This is a genomic window from Streptomyces yerevanensis, from assembly GCF_000716805.1.
GTDB classification, from domain to species: Bacteria; Actinomycetota; Actinomycetes; order Streptomycetales; family Streptomycetaceae; genus Streptomyces; species Streptomyces flaveus.
The window spans coordinates 1-21,089 of record NZ_JNWJ01000018.1 but is presented as its reverse complement, the minus strand read 5'-3'; the positions used below and the strand labels follow the sequence as shown (position 1 = coordinate 21,089).

Here is a 21,089-nt window from a genome sequence, read left to right as displayed (position 1 = left end):
ACGAGGCACCAGATGATCGACCCCGTGAGGCTGGACGTCGAGGGTGTGATCGGCGAGTTCGACGAGAAGCGCGCCGAGAACGCCGTACGAGAGCTGCTGATCGCGGTCGGCGAGGATCCGGACCGGGAGGGGCTGCGGGAGACGCCGGGGCGGGTGGCTCGGGCGTATCGGGAGCTGCTGGCCGGGTTGTGGCAGGAGCCCGAGGATGTGCTGACGACGACGTTCGACCTGGGGCACGACGAGATGGTCCTGGTGAAGGACATCGAGATCGTGAGCCTGTGTGAGCATCATCTGCTGCCGTTTCACGGTGTGGCGCACGTGGGGTACATCCCGGCCGAGACCGGGAAGATCACCGGACTGTCGAAGCTGGCGCGGCTCGTCGAGGTGTTCGCGCGGCGACCGCAGGTGCAGGAACGACTCACCACGCAGATCGCCGACTCGCTGATGCGGATTCTTGAGGCGCGGGGGGCGATCGTCGTGATCGAGGCCGAGCACATGTGCATGTCGGTGCGCGGTATACGCAAGCCGGGCGCCAAGACGACGACGTCCGCTGTGCGCGGGCAGTTGCGGGATGCGACGACGCGTGCCGAGGCGATGAGCCTCATCCTGGCTCGGTGAGCCTCAGCTGAGAGCTCCGTCGCGTCTGCCTGGTTGTTGTTCGTACGGGGCTGCGGGTTCGTTGTGGCTTGTCGCGCCCCGCGGCGGAGCCGCAGATGTCTCAGCCCCGCGCCCCTGAGGTGGCTGGGGCGCGTTTGACCCTGCGGGCCGTCGTGGTTGGGCGCGCCCGCGCGGCGGAGCCGCACATTGATACAGCCCCACGCCCCTACGGACGCTTACGCCGCCGGTGCTGCGTTGCCGTTCGTTTCGTCGTCCTCCGGGAGTTTGCACACCCGCTCCAGGAAGAAGGCCGCCGCTATGACGGCGATGCCTGCCAGGACCGAGAAGCCGGCGTAGATGGCCTGGTCGCGGCGGGCCGGAACGTCCAGGGACTCCAGGAGGAAGGCGCCCGTGCCGCCGTACATGCCGGCGACGAGGGCGGCCACCAGGGCGCTGGCCTGGCCGAAGACCACCGCTCGGGCCGCCAGCAGCGGGTCGACCCCCGTGGCGCCGGGGCGGCGCTCGCGCTGGGCCTTGAGGCGGGCTCGGAGGGAGAGCGCCGTGGCCAGGAGGACCACGGCGATCAGGGCCAGGACGATGGGGGCGGCGAGGGGGACCCGGGGCAGCGTGCCCACCGCGTTCCACAGGCGGGCGCCCGCCCAGGACAGCACGCCGGCGACCACGAACACGCCGGCCAGTGTCCTGATGCGCAGCTCTTTCACGATGCCCCTTCGTCGCAACCGGAGATGGTCCGGTAGACCTTAACGACTAGTCGGGCAGCTGTAGTTCCAGGTCGGCGCGGGGCGCGACACCTTCGCGGGGGACGGCGGCCAGGAGTCCGGCCACCGGGCCGACACCCGGGAGCTGGGCGTCCGGCTCCACGTCGTGCCAGGGAGCGAGGACGAAGGCCCGCTCGTGCGCGCGCGGGTGGGGGAGGGTCAGCTCCGGGTCGTCGGAGACCAGGTCGGCGTACGCGACGATGTCCACGTCGATCGTGCGGGGCCCCCAGTGCTCGTCCCGTACGCGATGGAAGGCCTCCTCGACCGCGTGCGCCCGCTCCAGCAGGGAGGACGGGGGGAGCGTCGTGCGCAGGACGACGACCGCGTTGAAGTACGCCGGCTGGCTGTCCGGCTCCACGCCCCAGGGCTCCGTCTCGTACACCGGAGAGACCGCCTTGACGCGTACGCCGGGCGTGTCCTCCAGGGCGTCGACGGCGCCCTGGAGGGTCTCCAGGCGGTTGCCGAGGTTCGAGCCGAGGGAGAGCACGGCACGTTCCGGGTTGTGCAGGGTGGTGTCGGCGGCGTCCACGCGTTCCACGACGGAGGCGGGCACCGGCTGTACGGTCGGGTCGCTCTGACCCTCGGTCAACGAGGCAGTCATACTCGGCTCCGGGTTATGGTGACGGTCACGTCGTCGAAGGGGACGGTGATCGGCGCGTCCGGCTTGTGGACGCAGACTTCGACCTCCTGAACCGCGTCGTGTTTCAGGCACGTGCGGGCGATGCGCTCGGCGAGCGTCTCGATGAGATCGACGGGCTCGCCCTCGACGACGGCCACGACCTCCTGGGCCACGATGCCGTAGTGCACGGTCTTCGCCAGATCGTCGTCGGCCGCGGCCGGCCGGGTGTCCAGACCCAGCGAGAGGTCCACGATGAAGGTCTGGCCCTCCACGCGTTCCTTGGGGAAGACACCGTGGTGCCCGCGGGCCTTGAGGCCGCGCAGCGCGACACGATCCACGCGAATCACTCCTGCAGTCGTCGGTAACGGCGGTCACCGCCATGTGCGGTCGGCCCACCAGCCACAGTCGAATCTACCTGCGAACACTGACAACGCCCGGTCACGGGGACTCGGCGTCGGGCGTATGCCAGGAGGGTTCATCGACTGTTCTTCTGTGGGGACACGACGGCTCACGGGCTGGTAGCCGCGCATACCCAGGGGCCCGCGATCCCAACCACTACGTGTCCCCTACCCACTCAGGAAGGGGAGTCGTCGGTCTCTTCCTCGCCGGATTCGGCCAGTACGGGAGAGGCGTGGTGCGACCAGAGCTTCCAGCCGTCGGATGTGCGGCGGAACACATTCGTGGCGACGACGAGCTGGCCCACGAGCGGTCCCAGTTCGTCGCTGTCCTCCGGGGACGGACCGCCGCTGAGGATGTTCTCGGTGCAGGTCACCAGGGCGGTGTCGGAGATGACGGACACGTGCACATCCGTCAGGAAGAACTGGATGTACTCGGTGTTCGCCATGATCAGCGCGTACGAGCGGAGCACCTCGCCGCGGCCGGTCAGTACGGGCCAGCCGGGGTGGACGCAGGAGACCTCGGCGCCCTGGTCGGCGGTTTCGTCGGGGTCCTCGGGGTCCGTGTCCGTGGTGTGTTCGGCTCCGTCGATGTCCAGGGGGGCCAGCCAGAGCGTCGACAGCTCTTCGAAGTCGCCGCGTTCCATCGCTTCGTAGAAGGCGGTGTTGACGCGGGCGACCTCTTCGACGTCGGTGCGGGGAGTGCTCACTGGGCTCCCTCTGCCGCCCGGGCGCCTTCCACGGCCTGGGCGACCCGGACCGCGTCGGCGGTGGCCCGCACCTCGTGGACGCGGACCGCCCACGCGCCCTGGTGGGCGGCGAGCGCGGAGACGGCGGCGGTGGCGGCGTCGCGTTCCCTGGCGGGCGGCGGGGCGCTTTCCGGGCCCGCCAGTACGCGGCCGAGGAACCGCTTGCGGGACGCGGCGACCAGTACGGGGTGGCCGATGTCCAGGAGGCGGTCGAGGTGGGCGAGGAGAGTCAGGTCGTGCTCGGCCTGCTTGGAGAAGCCGAGGCCCGGGTCGACGACGATGCGGTCCGCGGCGATGCCTCCATCGAGAACGGCCTCCACGCGCGCGTGGAGCTCGTCGACGACTTCGGAGACGACATCCTCGTACCTCCCCTGGATGTTTCCGCCCTCCAGGAAGCCACGCCAGTGCATGACCACGAAGGGCGCGCCGACGTCCGCGACGACCGGGATCATCGCGGGGTCGGCGAGGCCGCCGCTGACGTCGTTGACAAGTGCGGCGCCGGCGGCGAGTGCGCGCTCGGCGACGGAGGAGCGCATGGTGTCGACGGAGATGGTGACGCCTTCGGAGGCGAGGCCGCGGACGACCGGGATGACGCGTTTGAGTTCCTCGGCCTCGTCGACGCGGGTGGCGCCGGGGCGGGTGGACTCGCCGCCCACGTCGACGAGGTCGGCGCCCTCCGCGACCAGGTCGAGGCCGTGCTTGACGGCTGCCGTCGTGTCGAACCACCGGCCGCCGTCCGAGAAGGAGTCGGGGGTGACGTTCACGACTCCCATGACGGCGCACCGGTCCCATGCCGGGAGCCCGGACACTTGGCCTCGCCCGCTGTTCTTGCTCATATGCCCAGCGTAGGCCTCCGCGTTGAGGGCTGGGTTCGTCCATGGGGGTGGTGGCCTGAGCGAGGTCCCGGGGCTTGGGGGGAGTGGGACATCGCTCAGGCCTGCTCTAGACCGCTCTTACGCCGTGTTCCGGCAGGCGGGTTTCCGGCAGCCGGTGTGTGCACGGCGCCGGCGGGGGCGTCCTGCGACGCAGGGCCCGCGGTAGGGGGAGGTCCACGAAACCCTCCGCCCGCAGGGCCGCAAGGCCGAGGCGCGGCAGGTCGCGGGAGGAGCCGTAGACGACGAAGCGGGGCTCCCAGCGGGGGCGGAACTTCGCGTTGAACCTGTACAGCGACTCGATCTGGAACCAGCGGGAGAGGAACACCAGCAGTCCGCGCCAGGCGCGCAGGACCGGGCCCGCGCCGATCTTCTCGCCGCGGGCCAGGGCCGCGCGGAACATCGCGAAGTTGAGCGAGACCCGCCGCACCCCCAGGCGCGGCGCCGCCTGGAGCGCGGCCACGATGAGGAGTTCGTTCATGCCGGGATCGGCCGCGCGGTCGCGGCGCATCAGGTCGAGGGAGACGCCGTCGGTGCCCCACGGGACGAAGTGGAGTACGGCCTTCAGATCGCCGTACGGCCCCGGCTCGGGGTCAACCTTGTGTGCCGTGGCGAGCAGACAGTCCCCGTCGGCCGGGTCGCCGACGCGGCCCAGTGCCATGGAGAAGCCGCGCTCGGTGTCCGTGCCGCGCCAGTCCTGAGCGGCGCGGCGTATCCGGTCCAGTTCGCCCTCGCCCAGGTCACGGACGCGCCGTACCCGGGTCTCGTAACCGGCCCGCTCGATGCGTTTCACCATCTGGCGCACGTTTCGCATCGGGCGCCCGGCCAGGGAGAAATCCGCGACGTCCACCACCGCCTCGTCGCCCAGTTCGAGGGCGTCGAGGCCGGTTTCCCGTGTCCAGACCTCGCCGCCCGTCTCGGAGCAGCCCATGACGGCGGGCGTCCAGGAGTGGGTTTTCGCCACGTCCATGAAGCGCTCGATCGCGCCGGGCCAGGCCTCGACGTCGCCGATCGGGTCGCCGCTGGCGAGCATCACCCCGGAGACGACGCGGTACGTCACCGCCGCCTTGCCGCTGGGCGAGAAGACGACCGCCTTGTCGCGGCGCAGCGCGAAGTGGCCGAGCGAGTCACGGCCGCCGTGCTTCTCCAGGAGTGCCCGCAGTCGTGCCTCGTCGTCCTCGGTGAGGCGTGCGGCGGGGTGTTCGGGGCGCAGCGCCAGGTAGATGGTGGTGAGGGCGGTCAACAGGCCGAGCGCGCCGAGTGAGAAGGCCACCGTCCAGGACGTGTCGCCCTGGTAGCCGACCGGGCCCTCGAAGCCGAACAGGCCGTACACGACATGGGTGATGCGGTCCGCCAGGCTCGGGTAGCCGAGCATCCGGTCCGGGTGGGCGCTGACGACGACCAGGCCGAGGAGGAGTGAACCGGCGCCCATGAGAACGAAGTTGGTGAGCGCGCGCCAGCGGCTGCGGGGGTCGGGCAGCGCCGTGAACTCGCCGCGATGCCGCAGCAGGGGAGCCAGCAGCGCCAGGGAGACGAGGACGCCGATGAGGGAGTGCCGGTAGGTCAGCTGCGCGAGGGCACCGGCCGGCAGGAGGAACACGGCGGCCCGCCAGGCCCGGCGCTTGCGGCGGCGCAGGCCGTGGGCCAGGAGCAGCAGCAGGACGCCCGCGCTGAGCGCCAGGGCGGCGGCGAACGGGCCCAGCGCGCCGGGCAGCACCTCGGCGAGCGTGTGCACACGGCTGTGCCTGAAGCTCGGGAAGACGCCCGCCGCGATGTCCAGGAACCCCACGAGGGTGCAGGCCCTGGCCACCAGGGTGGGGACGGCCTCGGGGCGTGGACCGCTCAGTACGCGCCGCAGTCGGCCCCTCCGGTGGTCCGGAGCCTTGGCCGACGTTTCCCCTTCAACCGTGACAGACATCGCATCCCGTACTTCTGCGAGAGACCTCGAAACCAGTGCCATTTACGGCATCCAGCGACATTGCGCCCTCTAGGACGGTGCCGGGAGGGACCTGGTTCATCCGGTTCTGGAAAAGCGTGTCAAAAGCGCGTCTCAAGAGTGCGGGTGCAGCGGGTGCATACGCGGCCCTCTGCGCGGTGCTGTTGTCACTGGAGTGACTGTTTGGCGTGACCGCCGAGTGGTGAGGTGGTGTCAATCCTCGGGAGTGGCTGGGTTTTTACGGGGCGGGGCTCCAAGATTCGCCTACGCGCGGTAAGTTTCTGGCCATGCCACGTGGACGTCACCGTCATTCCCCACCTCTGCACCGGCTGCTGCCCCCCTCGGCGATCGCAGGCGTCTCGCTCGTCTGTGCCGCCGGGCCCTGGTTGTTCTCGGACGCGTGGGTGCTCCGCGGGCTGGCCGCGGGCGCCGCGGCGACGGCTGTCGTGGGCGCGGTCGTCATGCGCCACTGGGACGTGTCCGCGGGCAAGCGCGTCGCGGACCTCACGCGCGCGCGTGCGAGCGACGAGTGGCGCCACGAGGAGCGCGTCGCCGAGCTCGAGACCGACCTCGACGAGTCGCGCGAGCTGCGTACCAAGCTGGAGCACCGGCTCCGCGAGAAGCGGGCGGAGCTTCAGGGCCTGCGCAACGAACACGCCGCCCTGCTGCGGCGGTACGCCACGGCGGAGACGGAGCGGGCCAGCGTCCTGGAGAGCCGACGTCGCCTCGCCATAGAGGCGACGACTCCGGCTCGTGCCGCCCTGCCCGCGGCGGCTTCGGCGGACCCGGTGGCCGAGGTGACCGAAGAGCCGGCTCCGGCCGCCCGTGCCGCGGCCGCGGTGCTCTACGCGAAGGCCAACGCGGCGTTGGACCGGCTGGCCCAGGCGGCTGCCGCTCACGTGGCCGAGGGCGCGCCCTGGACGGACGGGGCGACGAAGGGCGAGGTCGCGGAGGACGGTTCGACCAAGGACGGTTCGGCCGAGGACGTTTCGGAGGACGCGAGCGGTTCGTCCGCGGTGGACGGCTCCGCGGAGAGCGGTTCGGCTCAGGACGAGCCTCAGGACGCGCCCGTAGAGAGCGAGTCCCCCAAGAGCGGCTCCACGGAGAGCGGTTCGGCGGCGACGGACGAGCCCGGGCCCGGCAAGTCGCCGAAGGACGGCCCTGCGAAGGGTGGTTCGGCCAAGGGCGCCCCCGTGAAGGCCGGTGCGCCCAAGGGTGCGCCTCCGGCGGGCGGTCCTGGTAAGGGCGGGCCCACGCCGGGCGGTTCACCGAAGGGCGGCGCTCGCAAGAAGGCGCCCGCGACGGGCGAGGCCGGGACGGAGGGCGAGGCGACGCAGGGGAAGCCCGAGGCGGTCGGCGGGCATGAGCGCACGGCCGCCGCGACCGCACCGACGTCCGCCGGGTCCGACACCACTGCGGCCGCTCTGAAGCCCGCCCTCAAGCCCGCGCTCGGTTCCGGGCACTTCACCGTGCCCAAGGCCGTGGCGGTCGCTCCGGCTCCTCCCGTACGGCGGCCCTCCGTAGAGGGCGGTTTCGACTTCTTCGGTACGCAGCAGGAGGCGTCCGAGGCCGCCCTGGAGGCCGTACAGAACGAGGATCTCGCCGACGTGGTGGGCCAGGAGGCGCTCGCTCTCCACAAGGCCGAGTCCGAGGCGCAGTTCAAGCCCGCGGACGAGGAGTCCCGCAGCGTCGGTCAGCAGGTCATCGACCTGACCGCGCACGACGAGACGGAGCAGATCGACGTGGCGGAACTGAGGAGCGCGGTTTCCTGAACCTCAGGAGCACGGTTTCCTGAGCGTCAGCGGCAACAGCTCATGAGGGCAGTGGCAACGCAACACGCCACTGCCCTCAGCCGTCCACCGGCCCGACTCGGGCCATCAACCGCTCAACTTCCGGCCATCCACCGATCCGGCCGAGCCTCCCGCCGCCCCGTCCGCGACCGGTCCGCCTGCCCGTACAGCAACTCCGCCGCCTGAGAGGCGTCCCGCAGCCGGGCCCTCACCGTCTTGTTGGCGCCGGTGTCTATGTGGATGTGGGACAGCCCCTTGAAGCGCATCCACGGCCCCTGCTCCAGGCGCACGCTCTGCACCTTGCCGTGCGGAACGAGCGCGAGGCTGCGGCGCAACAGCCCGTGCCGGGACGCGAAGACGGCGTCGGTGACGGCGAGCCCGTAACCCCGCCACCACAGCGGCGCGCACCAGCCCGCCCGGCGCGGCGGCCGAGACAGCTCACCCGGCACCGTCACCCCCGGCAGCACCCGCGCGATCACCGACTCGGCGACCTCGCGCGGAGCGACCGGTACGAGCACGGAGTTGGACGAACCCGCCACGTCCAGCTCGACCCTGACCCACCCGCGTCGCCGCCACAGCAGCGGTTCGACGATGCGGACGGTCTGTACGCGCCCGGGCGGCACCGTCTCGTGCGTACGGTCGAGCAGTCCGTGGTCGATACGGAGCCCGTCCGGGGAGTCGCCCACGGTCCAGTCGTACTCGCCGACGAAGCGCCCCACGCTGCTCGCGCCCGCCGCGCCGAGCAGCGGCAGCGCGACCGCGAGGACCGTCCACACACTGTGCGAGGCCCACCACACCAGCGGCGGTACGACGAGCGCGCCGGCCAGCGAACCCCAGGTGGCGCCCGTCAGCACCAGGGACACGGCGAGGACCCGGGCCGGTACGTGCAGCAGTTGCCGGACCGGCGCCTCGCCCACCTCGTGCGCCGTCTCGGGGGCGAAACCGGCGGCGCGGGCGAGGAGTTCGGCCCGTAGCGCACGGGCCTCGTCCTCGCCCAGGAAGGCGAGTTCGTCCTTCTTGTCGGTTCCTATGACGTCGAGTTTGAGTTTGGAGACGCCCGCGACGCGGGCCAGCAGCGGCTGGGTGACGTCGACGGCCTGGAGCCGGTCGAGCCGGATGTGCGCGGAGCGCCGGAACAACAGGCCCGTACGGATGCGCAGTTCGGTGTCGGTCACCGCGAAGTGGGTGAACCACCAGGTCAGAAAGCCGTACAGGGCGGCGGCCGGAATGACGATGGCGATCGCGATCAGCAGGGTGGAGGTCGTCAGCCGGGTCAGCTGCCGCTGCGTCTGGTCGGGGTCGTGCACCGCCCAGCCGGCGATCACGGCGATCGGCGCCCAGGCACGGCGCAGCGGCGTCACGGGATGCAGCCGCCGCTCCGTCACGGGCTTCTCCTGGCGTACGTCGCGCTCCACGTCGGAAGTTGTCACAACCCCGCCGATCTGGCCTCGCCCAGCTCCGTGAGCCGGTCCCGCAGCCGTTCCGCCTCCGCCGGGTCGAGGCCCGGAATGCGCGCGTCCGTCGCCGCGGCGGCCGTGTGCAACTGCACGCTCGCCAGCCCGAAGTGCCGCTCGACGGGACCCGAGTTCACCTCGACCAGCTGCATGCGCCCGTACGGCACGACCGTCTCCTCACGCCACAGCACACCCCGGCTGATCAGCAGGTCGTCCGCGCGCTCGGCGTACCGCCAGGACTCCCAGTTGCGCCCCAGCATCGGCCAGCCCCACAGCAACAGCGCCAGCGGCAGCAGCGCGAACGCCGCCCAGCCGGGCCCGGCGAGCAGACCGAGCGGCAGCCCCGTACCGAGCGTCAGCGGCACCAGCCAGACGACGAGCAGCAGCCGGCGCATCCGCAGCAGTCCCGGCGGCAGGCCGGTCCACACCGGCTCGGGCTCGGTGTTCCCGGTGGCGCCCATGATCCCCGTACTCCCCGTCTCCATGCCGCAAGCGTACGTACGAGACACTGTTCCCATGACTCCTACGTCGGAGACCACGGTCGGCATCGGCGGTGCCGCGGAGAGCACCGACATGGTGCTCAACATCGGCCCCCAGCACCCGTCCACCCACGGTGTACTGCGCCTCAGGCTCGTGCTGGACGGCGAGCGGATCCAGCATGCGGAGCCGGTCATCGGCTATATGCACCGCGGCGCGGAGAAGCTCTTCGAGGCGCGCGACTACCGCCAGATCATCGTGCTCGCCAACCGCCACGACTGGCTCTCCGCCTTCTCGAACGAGCTGGGTGTCGTCCTCGCCGTGGAACGCATGCTCGGCATGGAGGTCCCCGCCCGCGCGGTGTGGATGCGGACGCTCCTCGCGGAGCTGAACCGCGTCCTCAACCATCTGATGTTCCTGGGTTCGTACCCGCTCGAGCTGGGCGGAATCACTCCGGTGTTCTATGCCTTCAGGGAGCGCGAGGAGCTCCAGGCCGTCATGGAGGAGATCTCCGGCGGGCGCATGCACTACATGTTCAACCGCGTCGGCGGCCTCAAGGAGGACCTCCCCGCCGGATGGGCCACGCGCGCGCGTGCGGCCGTCGCGGACGTCCGCTCGCGCATGGACGTGTACGACAACCTGGTGCTCGGCAACGAGATCTTCCGCGGGCGTACGCGCGACGTGGGCCGGATGTCCCCGGAGACGGTGCACGCCTACGGAGTGAGCGGTCCCCTCGCCCGCGCCTCCGGCGTCGACTTCGACCTGCGCCGCGACGAGCCGTACCTGGCGTACGGGGAACTGGGTGACGTCCTGAAGGTGGTCACCCGGCAGGAGGGCGACTGTCTCGCCCGCTTCGAGGTCCTCCTGGAGCAGACCCACAACTCCCTGGACCTCGCCGACGCCTGCCTGGACCGGCTCGCGTCGCTGCCGCCCGGGCCGATCAACCAGCGGCTCCCGAAGGTGCTCAAGGCCCCGGAGGGCCACACGTACGCCTGGACCGAGAACCCGCTCGGCATCAACGGCTACTACCTCGTCAGCAAGGGCGACAAGACCCCGTACCGGCTGAAGCTGCGCTCGGCCTCGTACAACAACATCCAGGCGCTCACCGAGCTGCTGCCGGGGACGCTCGTCGCGGACATGGTGGCGATCTTGGGGTCACTGTTCTTCGTGGTTGGGGACATCGACAAGTAGGCCTTCCCCGGCTCTCCGTGCTCTCTGTGCTCTCCGTAGAGGGCTGTTTTCGTCGGGCGGCGGATCGGGCATCGGCTCGGGCAGCGGGTTCGGAATGCCAACCGGCTGCACGAGCCAGCCGAAGTCGCCCAGCCCGCCGGGAGCGGTGAGCTCGGCGGCCTCGCCCGCGCCGGCGAGGGCCCGTACGTACGCCGTCGGGTCCGTGGAGGCCAGCGACAGCGGCGGACGGCCGCCACTCACGCCCAGGGCGCGCAGGGCGTCCCGCTGGGTCAGCAGCCGCGCCCCGGGCAGTGCGCACGCGTCCAGGGCCACGTGCGCGGTGATGTCGCAGGAGCCGTCCGGTACGGGCGCCGTCTCGCGGCCCTCGCGGAAGCCGGTGAGCGTCCCGAAGGGTGGGCGCACGTCCGCGCGGTGGGCGTAGTCGACGGCCACGGCGAGACCCCGGTCGAGGGTGGTCACGGCGGATGCCCAAGCGGCATCCCTGGGGAGGCCGATTTCGGCACGCAGCCCTTCGGGGTGCTGATTTGTTCCGTTTGTTCCGTTTGCTTCGGGGTGCTGATTTTCAGGGAGCGGCCACCACCGCGCCAGCCATTCCGCCTCCGCTCCGGAGACCGGCTCCCCGAGGGATTCGGTGCCGTCCTCCCGTACGAGGACCAGCCTCGGCACCCCGTCGGCGTCCGCCTCGGCCACGTCCAGGGGCACGTTGTCCAGCCACTCGTTCGCGAACAGCAGCCCCGTGACCCCCGCCGGAGGCTCCGCGCGCCACTCGATCCGGTGGTCGAGAGCGGCGGGCCGGTCGGCGCGTTCGACGGCGTACCCGCGCGCGCGGGAGGCCACTTCGGCGGGCAGCGCCTTCAGGACGCCGGTCACCAGCTCGCCGCGGCCCGCGCCCATGTCGACGAAGGCCAGCTCGGCGGGCCGGCCGAGCGCCTCGTCGACCCGGCACAGGAGCCGGGCCACGGCCCCCGCGAACAGCGGCGAGGCGTGCACCGAGGTACGGAAATGACCCGCGGGCCCCTCGGGACGGCGATAGAACCCGGAAGGCCCGTACAGGGCTTCCTCGGCGGCCTGCCGCCACCCGCGCCGGCCACCCGCCGCCTCGTGTGCGTCTTGTCTCACGGCTTGTCCCACGGGGCCAGGCTAAGCGCCGGGAATCAGCAGGTCTCCACCTTGGGGAGTACGTACGGTGGTCGCGGATCGGCCCTCCGGTTGACCCCTGCACACTGCACCCTTCCCTACGCTGGGTTACGTGCAGCGCCTCTATGAACTCCTCCGCATACACCCGACGTGGGTCGACAGCTTCTGGGCCGTCCTCCTGCTCGGGATTTCGGTGCTGGGCGGATCGATCACGGAGGAGGCCCGGGGGGCCGATCTCCCGGCCGTCACGGTTCCGGTCATGATCCTGCTGAGCCTGGTGGTCGCGCTGCGCCGCCGTATGCCGGAGAAGATGCTGATCCTGGCGATGGTGGTCGGCCTGGCGCAGCTGATCGCGGATGTCGGGACGCTGCCCGCCAACTTCGCCTTCCTGGTGATCATCTACACGGTCGCGGCGGACGGCGCCCGCTGGTCCTCCCGGATCGCGTTGACCGCCGGCCTGTGCGCCGCCCCCCTGGCACAACTGCGCTGGACGTCGGAGCAGGGCGTCGGGAGCAGCATCGCCATAGTGACCTTCCAGACAGTCCCTTTCGCGCTCGCCTGGGTCCTCGGCGACTCGGTCCGCACACGCCGCGCCTACCTGTCGCAGCTGGAGGAGCGCGCCGCCCGGCTGGAGCGGGAGCGCGAGGCACAGTCCAAGGTCGCGGTCGCCGCCGAGCGGGCCCGGATCGCCCGCGAGCTGCACGACGTGGTCGCGCACAACGTGTCGGTGATGGTGGTGCAGGCTGACGGTGCCGCGTACGTCCTGGACACCGCCCCCGACCAGGCCAAGAAGGCCCTGGAGACCATCTCCGGAACAGGCCGTCAGGCCCTCGCCGAGATGCGCCGGCTGCTCGGCGTGCTGCGCACCGGCGAGCACCAGGAGAGCGGCGAGTACGTCCCCCAGCCCGACGTCGACCAGCTCGACGACCTCATCGAGGAGGTCCGTACGGCCGGACTCCCCGTCGACTACAAGATCGAGGGCACCCCGCGACCGCTGCCGAGCGGTGTCGAGCTCACCGCGTACCGCATCGTGCAGGAGGCGCTCACCAACACGCGTAAGCACGGGGGGCCGAACGCGGGCGCGAGCGTGCGCCTGGTCTACTTCGACGACGGCCTCGGGCTGCTCGTCGAGGACGACGGGAAGGGCGCCCCGCACGAGCTGTACGAGGACGGCGGCGCCGACGGCCGGGGACACGGTCTGATCGGTATGCGTGAGCGTGTCGGTATGGTCGGCGGCACCCTGGACGCGGGGCCGCGTCCGGGCGGCGGCTTCCGGATCAGCGCACTGCTCCCGCTGAAGCCCGCCAACTGACACGTGCACGCTCCACCCGTCGACCCATCGCCCACGCACCGACCACCCCGCACCGCCCGCCCATGATCCGACCGGAGGACCCAGGAATGCCGATCCGCGTGATGCTCGTCGACGACCAGGTGCTGTTGCGCACCGGGTTCCGGATGGTGCTCGCCGCCCAGCCGGACATGGAGGTCGTCGCGGAAGCGGGCGACGGTGTCGAGGCCCTCCAGGTGCTGCGCTCGACCGACGTCGACGTGGTCCTCATGGACGTACGCATGCCGAAGCTGGACGGCGTCGAGGCGACCCGCCGCATCTGCTCGGAACCCGACCCGCCGAAGGTGCTGATCCTGACTACCTTCGACCTCGACGAGTACGCCTTCTCCGGGCTGAAGGCGGGCGCCTCCGGCTTCATGCTCAAGGATGTGCCGCCCGGCGAACTCCTCGCCGCCATCCGCTCCGTGCACAGCGGTGACGCGGTGGTCGCGCCGTCCACGACCCGCCGTCTCCTCGACCGGTTCGCGCCGATGCTGCCGAGCGCCGGCAAGGAGCCCCAGCACCAGGGGCTGGAACGGCTCACCGACCGCGAGCGCGAGGTGATGATCCTGGTCGCGCAGGGCCTGTCGAACGGCGAGATCGCGGCCCGGCTCGTCCTCTCGGAGGCGACGGTCAAGACGCACGTGGGGCGCATCCTCACCAAGCTGGGGCTGCGGGACCGGGTGCAGGTGGTGGTTCTGGCGTACGAGACGGGGCTTGTACGGGCGGGTGGGCAGGGCTGAGCGGGCTCCCGGCTGTCCCGGCTCTCGTCAGCGGGGGAGTCGCGTCACAAAGTCGGCTACGGCTGTCCTGACGTCCTCCGCGGTCCACTCCAGGCCCGGCTCGGCCACCGTCACCTCCGTGTAGGCCAGGCCGGGACCACCCCGTGACCAGCGCAGCGGGAACAGCGAGGTCTTCGTCTCCTCCGCCTGAAGCATCCCCGCGTCGGTCAGGGCGTCGGCCTCGTACGGCAGCCAGAGCTGGAACTGGTGCGTGTGCGGCTCCTCCGGGTGGACGCGCACCCAGGGGACCCCGGCCGCGGCGAAGCCCTCGCGCAGCGCCGCGGCGACCACGCGCGCGTGGGCCACGTATTCCGGCAGCCGCGGCAGCTCCTTCTCCAGGCCGATCAGCGCGGACAGGGCCGTCGGGAACTGCTGGAGGACCTGCCCGCCGTACCGGTGGCGCCAGGCCTTCGCCTCCTCGATCAGCGTCTTCGGGCCCGCGAGGGCGGCGCCGCCGATTCCGTCGAGCGACTTGTAGAACGACACGTAGACGCTGTCCGCGAGACCCGCGATCTCGTCCAGGGGGCGGCCGAAGTGCGTAGTGCACTCCCACAGGCGGGCTCCGTCGAAGTGCACCACGGCGTCGTGTTCCCGCGCCGCTTCCACCGCCGCGGAGAGATCCTCCCAGGTGGGCAGGACGAAACCGGCCCCCACCAGGGGCAGTTCGAGCAGCAGCGCCCCGAAGGGCTCCTCCAGGTCGCGTATCTCTGCGGCGGACGGCAGCCGTGGCTCATGCGTCGGATGGATGATCCGCAGGTCGCTGACCGTGCTGAACGCATGCCGTTCGTACAGCTCGGGGTGGGAGAGCGGATGCATCGCCACGGTCGTGTTCCCCGTACGGCCCGCCCAGCAGCGCAGGGCGACCTGCTGGGCCATGGTGCCGGTGGGGAAGAACGCTGCCGCCTCCTTGCCGAGGAGGCCCGCGACCCGCTTCTCCACGGTCTCGACGATCCCGTCGCCGTACATGTCCACCGGCTGGTCCAGGTCGTACACCTGGGCTGCCGCGTCCGTCAGCCGCGCCAGTCGCTCGCCGACAGTGAAGTGGAAACCGGCCCGCCACAGTCTCCGTTCGGCCCCTCGCGCTGCAGCCCAGCGCCGCACCTGCTTCTGCTCCGGGGAGTGTTCCTCGCCCTGCTCGGCCGACTGATCCTCGTCCTGCTGCGCCGAATCACTCATCCCTGGATCATGCCGGGCCCGGTGTCGGCCCGGCATGCGAATTTCCCGCAATTTCCCACAGCCTGTGGACAACAAAACGGGCCCGGAACCGATCGCGTTAACATGACGAGAAATCGTCCGGTACCCCGAGCGGACTGGAACGGAAGGCCGCCGTCGAGTGAGTACAGTCCCACAACCAGACCCCAAAGATCGCCCCGCGCGGCTCACCGTCGGCGTCGTCGGTGCCGGCCGCGTGGGGCCCGCTCTTGCCGCGTCGCTCCAGCTCGCCGGGCATCGGCCGGTGGCCGTCTCCGGAGTCTCCGACGCCTCCGTACGGCGTGCGGCGCAACTGCTGCCCGACGTACCGCTGGTGACGCCCGCGCAGGTCATGGAGCGGGCCGACCTGGTGCTCCTGACGGTCCCGGACGACGCCCTGCCGGGGCTGGTGGAGGGGCTCGCCGAGACGGGGGCGGTGCGGCCCGGGCAGCTGCTCGTGCACACCTCCGGGCGGTACGGCGCGAAGGTCCTGGACCCCGCGCTGCGGGCCGGTGCGCTGCCGCTGGCGCTGCATCCCGCGATGACGTTCACCGGCACTCCTGTGGACGTACAGCGGCTGGCCGGGTGCTCCTTCGGGGTCACCGCGCCCGAGGAGCTGCGGCTGGCCGCCGAGGCGCTGGTCATCGAGATGGGTGGCGAGCCCGAGTGGATCGCCGAGGCCGCCCGTCCCCTCTACCACGCGGCCCTCGCCCTCGGCGCCAACCACCTGGTGACCCTGGTCGCCGAGTCCATGGAACTGTTGCGTACGGCGGGAGTCGAGGCTCCCGACCGGATGCTTGGCCCGCTGCTCGGTGCCGCTCTGGACAACGCCCTCAGGTCGGGCGACGCGGCCCTCACAGGACCCGTCGCGCGCGGTGACGCGGGCACGGTCGCCGCGCACGTCACGGAGTTGCGCAAGCACGCCCCGCAGACCGTCGCCGGCTATCTGGCGATGGCCCGCGCGACCGCCGACCGGGCCCTGGCCCACGGACTGCTGAAGCCGGAGCTCGCAGAGGACCTTCTCGGGGTACTGGCAGACGGGACCGACACCGCCGAGGGAGACGCCCGATGACCACCGCCCTGCTGCGCACCGCCGACGAGCTCCACGCGCGCGTGGGCACCGGCCGCCGCGCCGTCGTGATGACCATGGGCGCCCTGCACGAGGGCCACGCGACGCTGATCCGCACCGCCCGCGAGATAGCGGGCGGCGACGGAGAGGTGGTCGTCACGGTCTTCGTGAACCCCCTCCAGTTCGGCGCGGGTGAGGACCTCGACCGCTACCCGCGCACCCTGGACGCCGACGTCAAGCTCGCCGAACAGGCGGGCGCGGACGTCGTGTTCGCCCCCTTCGTGGACGAGGTCTATCCGGGCGGCGAACCCCAGGTCCGTATCAGTGCGGGCCCCATGGGCGAGCGCCTTGAAGGGGCCTCGCGGCCCGGACACTTCGACGGCATGCTCACCGTCGTCGCCAAGCTGCTGCACCTCACCCGGCCCGATGTGGCGCTGTACGGGCAGAAGGACGCCCAGCAACTCGCCCTGATCCGCCGCATGGTGCGCGACCTGAACTTCGGGGTCGAGATCGTCGGCGTACCGACGGTTCGCGAGGAGGACGGCCTTGCCCTGTCCAGCCGCAACCGCTACCTCTCGGCCGCCGAGCGCCGCACCGCGCTCGCCCTCTCCCAGGCCCTGTTCGCGGGCAGCGACCGGCACGCCGCACAGGAGGCCCTGCGCGCGCGTGCCCGTGAAGTGCCCGCCACGCGCGCGCGTGCCGAGGCCCTCAGCGCCATCGGCGAGTCCCGCGCGGCGGCCGACGCGCACGCCGTCGCCAAAGCGGTGCCGGGCGGCCCCGCCGCGGTCCGGGCCGCCGCCCGCCTCGTCCTCGACGACGCCGCCCGTATGCAACCCCCGCTCGCCCTGGACTACTTGGCGCTGGTCGACCCGTCCGACTTCACCGAGATCCCGGACGACTACACCGGCGAGGCGGTCCTCGCCGTCGCCGCCCGGGTCGGGACGACCCGGCTGATCGACAACATTCCGCTGACCTTCGGAGCCGCCCCGTGACCAGCACAGGCATACGTCTGCACGCGCCCGCCCCCGGCTGGTTCATCGCAGCCGACGTCGTGGTCGTCGGCTCCGGAGTCGCCGGCCTCACCGCGGCCCTGCGCTGCGACGCCGCGGGCCTGCGGACCGTCGTCGTCACCAAGGCCATGCTCGACGACGGCTCCACACGCTGGGCGCAGGGCGGCATAGCCGCGGCCCTCGGCGAGGGCGACACCCCCGAGCAGCACCTCGACGACACGCTGGTGGCGGGCGCGGGCCTGTGTGACGAGCAGGCCGTACGCCTCCTCGTCACCGAGGGCCCCGACGCCGTACGCCGCCTCATCGCGACCGGTGCCCACTTCGACGAGTCCGAACAGGGCGACCTGGAGCTCACCCGCGAGGGCGGCCACCACCGGCGCCGTATCGCGCACGCGGGCGGTGACGCGACGGGCGCCGAGATCTCCCGGGCCCTCGTCGAGGCGGTACGCGCGCGTGGACTGCGTACGATCGAGAACGCCCTGGTCCTGGACGTGTTGACGGATGCCGACGGCCGCACCGCGGGCGTCACGCTGCACGTCATGGGAGAGGGCCAGCACGACGGCGTGGGAGCCGTTCACGCTCCCGCCGTGGTCCTCGCCACCGGCGGCATGGGCCAGGTCTTCTCGGCGACCACCAACCCGTCCGTGTCCACCGGGGACGGCGTCGCGCTCGCCCTGCGCGCCGGGGCCGAGGTCAGCGATCTGGAGTTCGTGCAGTTCCACCCGACCGTGCTGTTCCTCGGCCCGGACGCCGAAGGCCAGCAGCCGCTGGTCTCCGAAGCGGTACGGGGCGAGGGGGCCCACCTCGTCGACGCGGACGGTGTGCGCTTCATGGCCGGTCAGCACGAACTGGCCGAGCTGGCGCCCCGCGACATCGTCGCCAAGGGCATCATGCGGCGCATGCAGGAGCAGGGCGCCGAGCACATGTACCTGGACGCCCGGCACTTCGGCGCCACCATGTGGGAGCACCGCTTCCCCACGATCCTCGCCGCCTGCCGCGCCCACGGCATCGACCCGGTCACCGAGCCCGTCCCGGTCGCCCCGGCCGCCCACTACGCCTCCGGAGGCGTCCGCACGGACTCCCAGGGCCGTACGACGGTCCCCGGCCTGTACGCGTGCGGTGAGGTCGCCTGCACCGGTGTGCACGGCGCCAACCGGCTCGCCTCCAACTCCCTCCTGGAGGGCCTGGTCTACGCCGAGCGCATCGCCGCCGACATCGCCACGCGCCACGAGGAAAACCGCCTCTACGCGCGCGTGCCCGCGCCGGTCGCCTACCCGGAGCAGCCCGTCCACCCGCTCCTCGACGCCGAGGCGCGGTTCGCGATCCAGCGGGTCATGAGTGACGGCGCCGGTGTGCTGCGGTCCGCCGAGTCCCTGGAGCGGGCGGCCGACCGCCTCGAGCAACTGCACTCCGACGCCCGCGACGCGCTCGCCGAGAACGGCAAGACGGCCGAGCCCGGCGTCGACACCTGGGAGTCCACCAACCTCCTGTGCGTGGCCCGCGTCCTGGTCGCCGCCGCCCGTCTGCGCGAGGAGACCCGTGGCTGCCACTGGCGTGAGGACCACGCCGATCGCGACGACACCGACTGGTCCCGCCACATCGTCGTACGGCTGAATCCGGACCGAACCCTCGCCGTACACACCACCGACACACCAGACTTCCCCCCGACCCTCCCCCAAGATCTCGACTCCGCTCGACTTGGGGGGACCCCCATGCCCCGCCCGGCACCCCGTCCCCAGGAGCAGTGACAGCAGTGAGCAGCACCCCCGATCTTCCCCTCCTCTCCAGCGGTGGCTGTGGCGACGGCTGCGGCTGCGGTGCCGCAGGTGCCGAAGAGGACTACGACCTCGACCCCCTGGAGTGCGGCCTCGACCCGGTCCTCGCGGCACTCCTCGCCGACGCCGGGCTCGACCCCGTCGAGGTGGAGGACATCGCGCACCTCGCCATCGAGGAGGACCTCGACCACGGCGTGGACGTCACCACGGTCGCGACCATCCCCGAAGAGGACGTCTCCACCGCCGACTTCACCGCCCGTGAAGCGGGCGTCGTGGCGGGCCTGAGGATCGCCGAGGCGGTCGTCTCGGTGGTCTGCACGGACGAGTTCGAGGTCGAGCGCCACGTCGACGACGGCGACCGCGTGGCGGCAGGCCAGAAGCTCCTGAGCATCACCAGCCGCACCCGCGACCTCCTGACGGCCGAGCGCAGCGCCCTGAACCTCCTGTGCCGCCTCTCCGGCATCGCGACCGCCACGCGCGCGTGGGCGGACGTTCTTCAGGGCACGAAGGCACGCGTACGCGACACCCGTAAGACCACGCCCGGACTGCGCTCCCTGGAGAAGTTCGCGGTGCGCTGCGGCGGTGGCGTCAACCACCGCATGTCCCTCTCGGACGCGGCCCTGGTCAAGGACAACCACGTGGTCGCCGCGGGCGGCGTCGCCCAGGCCTTCAAGGCCGTACGCGAGACCTTCCCGGACGTACCGATCGAGGTCGAGGTCGACACCCTGGACCAGCTCCGCGAGGTCCTGGACGCGGGCGCCGACCTGATCCTCCTGGACAACTTCACGCCCAGCCAGTGCGAGGAGGCCGTGGCCCTCGTCGACGGCCGCGCGTACCTGGAAGCCTCGGGCCGCCTCACCCTGGACAACGCGGCGGCGTACGCGCGCACCGGCGTCGACTACCTCGCCGTGGGCGCCCTCACCCACTCCTCGCCGATCCTCGACATCGGCCTCGACCTGCGAGCGGCGGAGTAGGTACGGGCCATGCTGCTGACCATCGACGTGGGCAACACCCACACCGTCCTCGGCCTCTTCGACGGCGACGACATCGTCGAGCACTGGCGCATCTCGACGGACGCGCGCCGCACGGCCGACGAGCTGGCGGTGCTGTTGCAGGGCCTCATGGGCATGCACCCGCTGCTCGGCGACGAACTGGGCGACGGCATCGACGGCATCGCCATCTGCGCCACCGTCCCCTCCGTCCTGCACGAGCTGCGCGAGGTGACCCGCCGCTACTACGGCGACGTCCCCGCCATCCTCGTCGAGCCCGGCGTCAAGACGGGCGTACCGATCCTGATGGACAACCCCAAGGAGGTCGGCGCGGACCGCATCATCAACGCGGTCGCCGCCGTCGAGCTCTACGGCGGCCCGGCGATCGTCGTCGACTTCGGTACGGCGACGACGTTCGACGCGGTCAGCGCGCGCGGGGAGTACGTGGGCGGGGTCATCGCCCCCGGCATCGAGATCTCGGTCGAGGCGCTCGGCGTACGGGGCGCCCAGCTCCGCAAAATCGAGGTGGCACGGCCGCGCAGCGTGATCGGCAAGAACACGGTCGAGGCGATGCAGTCGGGCATCATCTACGGTTTCGCCGGCCAGGTGGACGGCGTCGTGAACCGGGTGGCCCGCGAACTGGCCGACGATCCGGACGATGTCACGGTCATCGCGACGGGTGGGCTCGCGCCGATGGTTCTGGGTGAATCCTCGGTCATCGACGAGCATGAGCCCTGGCTCACGTTGATCGGGCTACGGCTGGTGTATGAGCGGAACGTCTCGCGGACGTGACGCTTGCCTCCGGCGGTTGGGCGGGGGCGCTTACGGGGGTGGTGGGTTCGGTTCGTTGGCGGGTGCGGGTGTGTGGGTGGCTGGTCGCGCCGTTCCCCGCGCCCCTGGGGTGGGTGGGGGTGCGGGGTCGTGGGCCGGTGCGTCAGCCCGTCGCAGGG

General features: G+C 71.6%; 20 protein-coding genes. 10 read left to right on the top strand and 10 right to left on the bottom strand.

The window, feature by feature from the left end:
- Nucleotides 1–12: 12 nt before the first annotated feature.
- Nucleotides 13–618 (top strand): GTP cyclohydrolase I FolE, encoded by a 606-nt coding sequence (gene folE, locus OP79_RS20150; protein ID WP_033321674.1) that lies wholly within the window; start codon nucleotides 13–15, stop codon nucleotides 616–618.
- A gap of 215 nt (nucleotides 619–833) precedes the next feature.
- On the opposite strand, the gene OP79_RS20145 is transcribed toward folE, so the two are convergent.
- From OP79_RS20145 to OP79_RS20120, 6 genes are all read right to left on the bottom strand, one after another.
- On the bottom strand, nucleotides 834–1,319 hold the full coding sequence (locus OP79_RS20145) for a DUF3180 domain-containing protein (protein ID WP_033321673.1): 486 nt from the start codon (nucleotides 1,317–1,319) through the stop codon (nucleotides 834–836).
- Between the two features lie 46 nt (nucleotides 1,320–1,365).
- Nucleotides 1,366–1,977: a 2-amino-4-hydroxy-6-hydroxymethyldihydropteridine diphosphokinase gene (folK, locus tag OP79_RS20140; RefSeq protein WP_033321672.1), complete on the bottom strand. Its 612-nt coding sequence runs from the start codon at nucleotides 1,975–1,977 to the stop codon at nucleotides 1,366–1,368.
- Complete coding sequence (gene folB, locus OP79_RS20135) at nucleotides 1,974–2,333, bottom strand: dihydroneopterin aldolase (protein WP_033321671.1); 360 nt, start codon at nucleotides 2,331–2,333, stop codon at nucleotides 1,974–1,976. The genes folK and folB overlap by 4 nt, the downstream gene beginning before the upstream one ends.
- Nucleotides 2,334–2,569: 236 nt before the next feature.
- The gene (locus OP79_RS20130) at nucleotides 2,570–3,100 is read right to left on the bottom strand and encodes a nuclear transport factor 2 family protein (RefSeq protein WP_033321670.1); all 531 of its coding nucleotides are present in this window, start codon (nucleotides 3,098–3,100) and stop codon (nucleotides 2,570–2,572) included.
- Nucleotides 3,097–3,975, bottom strand: a complete 879-nt coding sequence (folP, locus tag OP79_RS20125; protein WP_033321669.1) for a dihydropteroate synthase — start codon at nucleotides 3,973–3,975, stop codon at nucleotides 3,097–3,099. Before folP ends, OP79_RS20130 begins: the two co-directional genes overlap by 4 nt.
- 106 nt (nucleotides 3,976–4,081) lie before the next feature.
- The gene (locus OP79_RS20120; protein WP_051744770.1) at nucleotides 4,082–5,929 is read right to left on the bottom strand and encodes a phosphatidylglycerol lysyltransferase domain-containing protein; all 1,848 of its coding nucleotides are present in this window, start codon (nucleotides 5,927–5,929) and stop codon (nucleotides 4,082–4,084) included.
- A gap of 305 nt (nucleotides 5,930–6,234) precedes the next feature.
- On the opposite strand from OP79_RS20120, the gene OP79_RS20115 reads away from it, so the two are divergent.
- Entirely contained in the window at nucleotides 6,235–7,719 is a 1,485-nt protein-coding gene (locus OP79_RS20115; protein WP_063741954.1) for a coiled-coil domain-containing protein, read from the top strand.
- Between the two features lie 113 nt (nucleotides 7,720–7,832).
- Here the strand turns inward: OP79_RS20115 and OP79_RS20110 are convergent, their stop codons facing one another.
- Nucleotides 7,833–9,167, bottom strand: coding sequence for a PH domain-containing protein (locus tag OP79_RS20110; RefSeq protein ID WP_033321667.1), 1,335 nt, complete (start codon nucleotides 9,165–9,167; stop codon nucleotides 7,833–7,835).
- Nucleotides 9,164–9,676: a PH domain-containing protein gene (locus tag OP79_RS20105; protein WP_033321666.1), complete on the bottom strand. Its 513-nt coding sequence runs from the start codon at nucleotides 9,674–9,676 to the stop codon at nucleotides 9,164–9,166. The genes OP79_RS20110 and OP79_RS20105 overlap by 4 nt, the downstream gene beginning before the upstream one ends.
- Before the next feature lie 31 nt (nucleotides 9,677–9,707).
- Between OP79_RS20105 and OP79_RS20100 the strand changes: the two genes are divergently transcribed.
- Nucleotides 9,708–10,859 carry an NADH-quinone oxidoreductase subunit D gene (locus tag OP79_RS20100; RefSeq protein ID WP_033321665.1) on the top strand — a complete coding sequence of 384 codons (1,152 nt, stop codon included), beginning with the start codon at nucleotides 9,708–9,710 and terminating at the stop codon, nucleotides 10,857–10,859.
- On the opposite strand, the gene OP79_RS20095 is transcribed toward OP79_RS20100, so the two are convergent.
- A complete protein-coding gene (locus OP79_RS20095) occupies nucleotides 10,824–11,978 on the bottom strand; it encodes an SAM-dependent methyltransferase (RefSeq protein WP_245685393.1) in 1,155 nt (384 codons plus the stop codon). The genes OP79_RS20100 and OP79_RS20095 overlap by 36 nt on opposite strands.
- A gap of 130 nt (nucleotides 11,979–12,108) precedes the next feature.
- Between OP79_RS20095 and OP79_RS20090 the strand changes: the two genes are divergently transcribed.
- Both OP79_RS20090 and OP79_RS20085 read left to right on the top strand, forming a co-directional pair.
- Nucleotides 12,109–13,308, top strand: coding sequence for a sensor histidine kinase (locus OP79_RS20090; RefSeq protein WP_033321664.1), 1,200 nt, complete (start codon nucleotides 12,109–12,111; stop codon nucleotides 13,306–13,308).
- Nucleotides 13,309–13,394: 86 nt separating this feature from the next.
- The gene (locus OP79_RS20085; protein ID WP_033321663.1) at nucleotides 13,395–14,066 is read left to right on the top strand and encodes a response regulator transcription factor; all 672 of its coding nucleotides are present in this window, start codon (nucleotides 13,395–13,397) and stop codon (nucleotides 14,064–14,066) included.
- Nucleotides 14,067–14,093: 27 nt separating this feature from the next.
- Here OP79_RS20085 and OP79_RS20080 read toward each other — a convergent pair whose 3' ends face one another.
- Nucleotides 14,094–15,281 (bottom strand): threonine aldolase family protein, encoded by a 1,188-nt coding sequence (locus OP79_RS20080; RefSeq protein ID WP_106972434.1) that lies wholly within the window; start codon nucleotides 15,279–15,281, stop codon nucleotides 14,094–14,096.
- 157 nt (nucleotides 15,282–15,438) lie between these two features.
- On the opposite strand from OP79_RS20080, the gene OP79_RS20075 reads away from it, so the two are divergent.
- Genes OP79_RS20075 through OP79_RS20055 form a run of 5 tightly spaced genes read left to right on the top strand, consistent with a single transcriptional unit; the run spans nucleotide 15,439 to nucleotide 20,931 of the window.
- Nucleotides 15,439–16,368, top strand: a complete 930-nt coding sequence (locus OP79_RS20075; protein WP_033321661.1) for a Rossmann-like and DUF2520 domain-containing protein — start codon at nucleotides 15,439–15,441, stop codon at nucleotides 16,366–16,368.
- Nucleotides 16,365–17,357 carry a pantoate--beta-alanine ligase gene (gene panC / locus OP79_RS20070; protein ID WP_033321660.1) on the top strand — a complete coding sequence of 331 codons (993 nt, stop codon included), beginning with the start codon at nucleotides 16,365–16,367 and terminating at the stop codon, nucleotides 17,355–17,357. Before OP79_RS20075 ends, panC begins: the two co-directional genes overlap by 4 nt.
- Nucleotides 17,354–19,123, top strand: a complete 1,770-nt coding sequence (locus tag OP79_RS20065; protein WP_033321659.1) for an L-aspartate oxidase — start codon at nucleotides 17,354–17,356, stop codon at nucleotides 19,121–19,123. The genes panC and OP79_RS20065 overlap by 4 nt, the downstream gene beginning before the upstream one ends.
- Complete coding sequence (gene nadC, locus OP79_RS20060; RefSeq protein ID WP_033321658.1) at nucleotides 19,120–20,124, top strand: carboxylating nicotinate-nucleotide diphosphorylase; 1,005 nt, start codon at nucleotides 19,120–19,122, stop codon at nucleotides 20,122–20,124. Before OP79_RS20065 ends, nadC begins: the two co-directional genes overlap by 4 nt.
- A 9-nt stretch (nucleotides 20,125–20,133) precedes the next feature.
- Nucleotides 20,134–20,931, top strand: a complete 798-nt coding sequence (locus OP79_RS20055; protein ID WP_033321657.1) for a type III pantothenate kinase — start codon at nucleotides 20,134–20,136, stop codon at nucleotides 20,929–20,931.
- Nucleotides 20,932–21,089 lie beyond the last annotated feature (158 nt).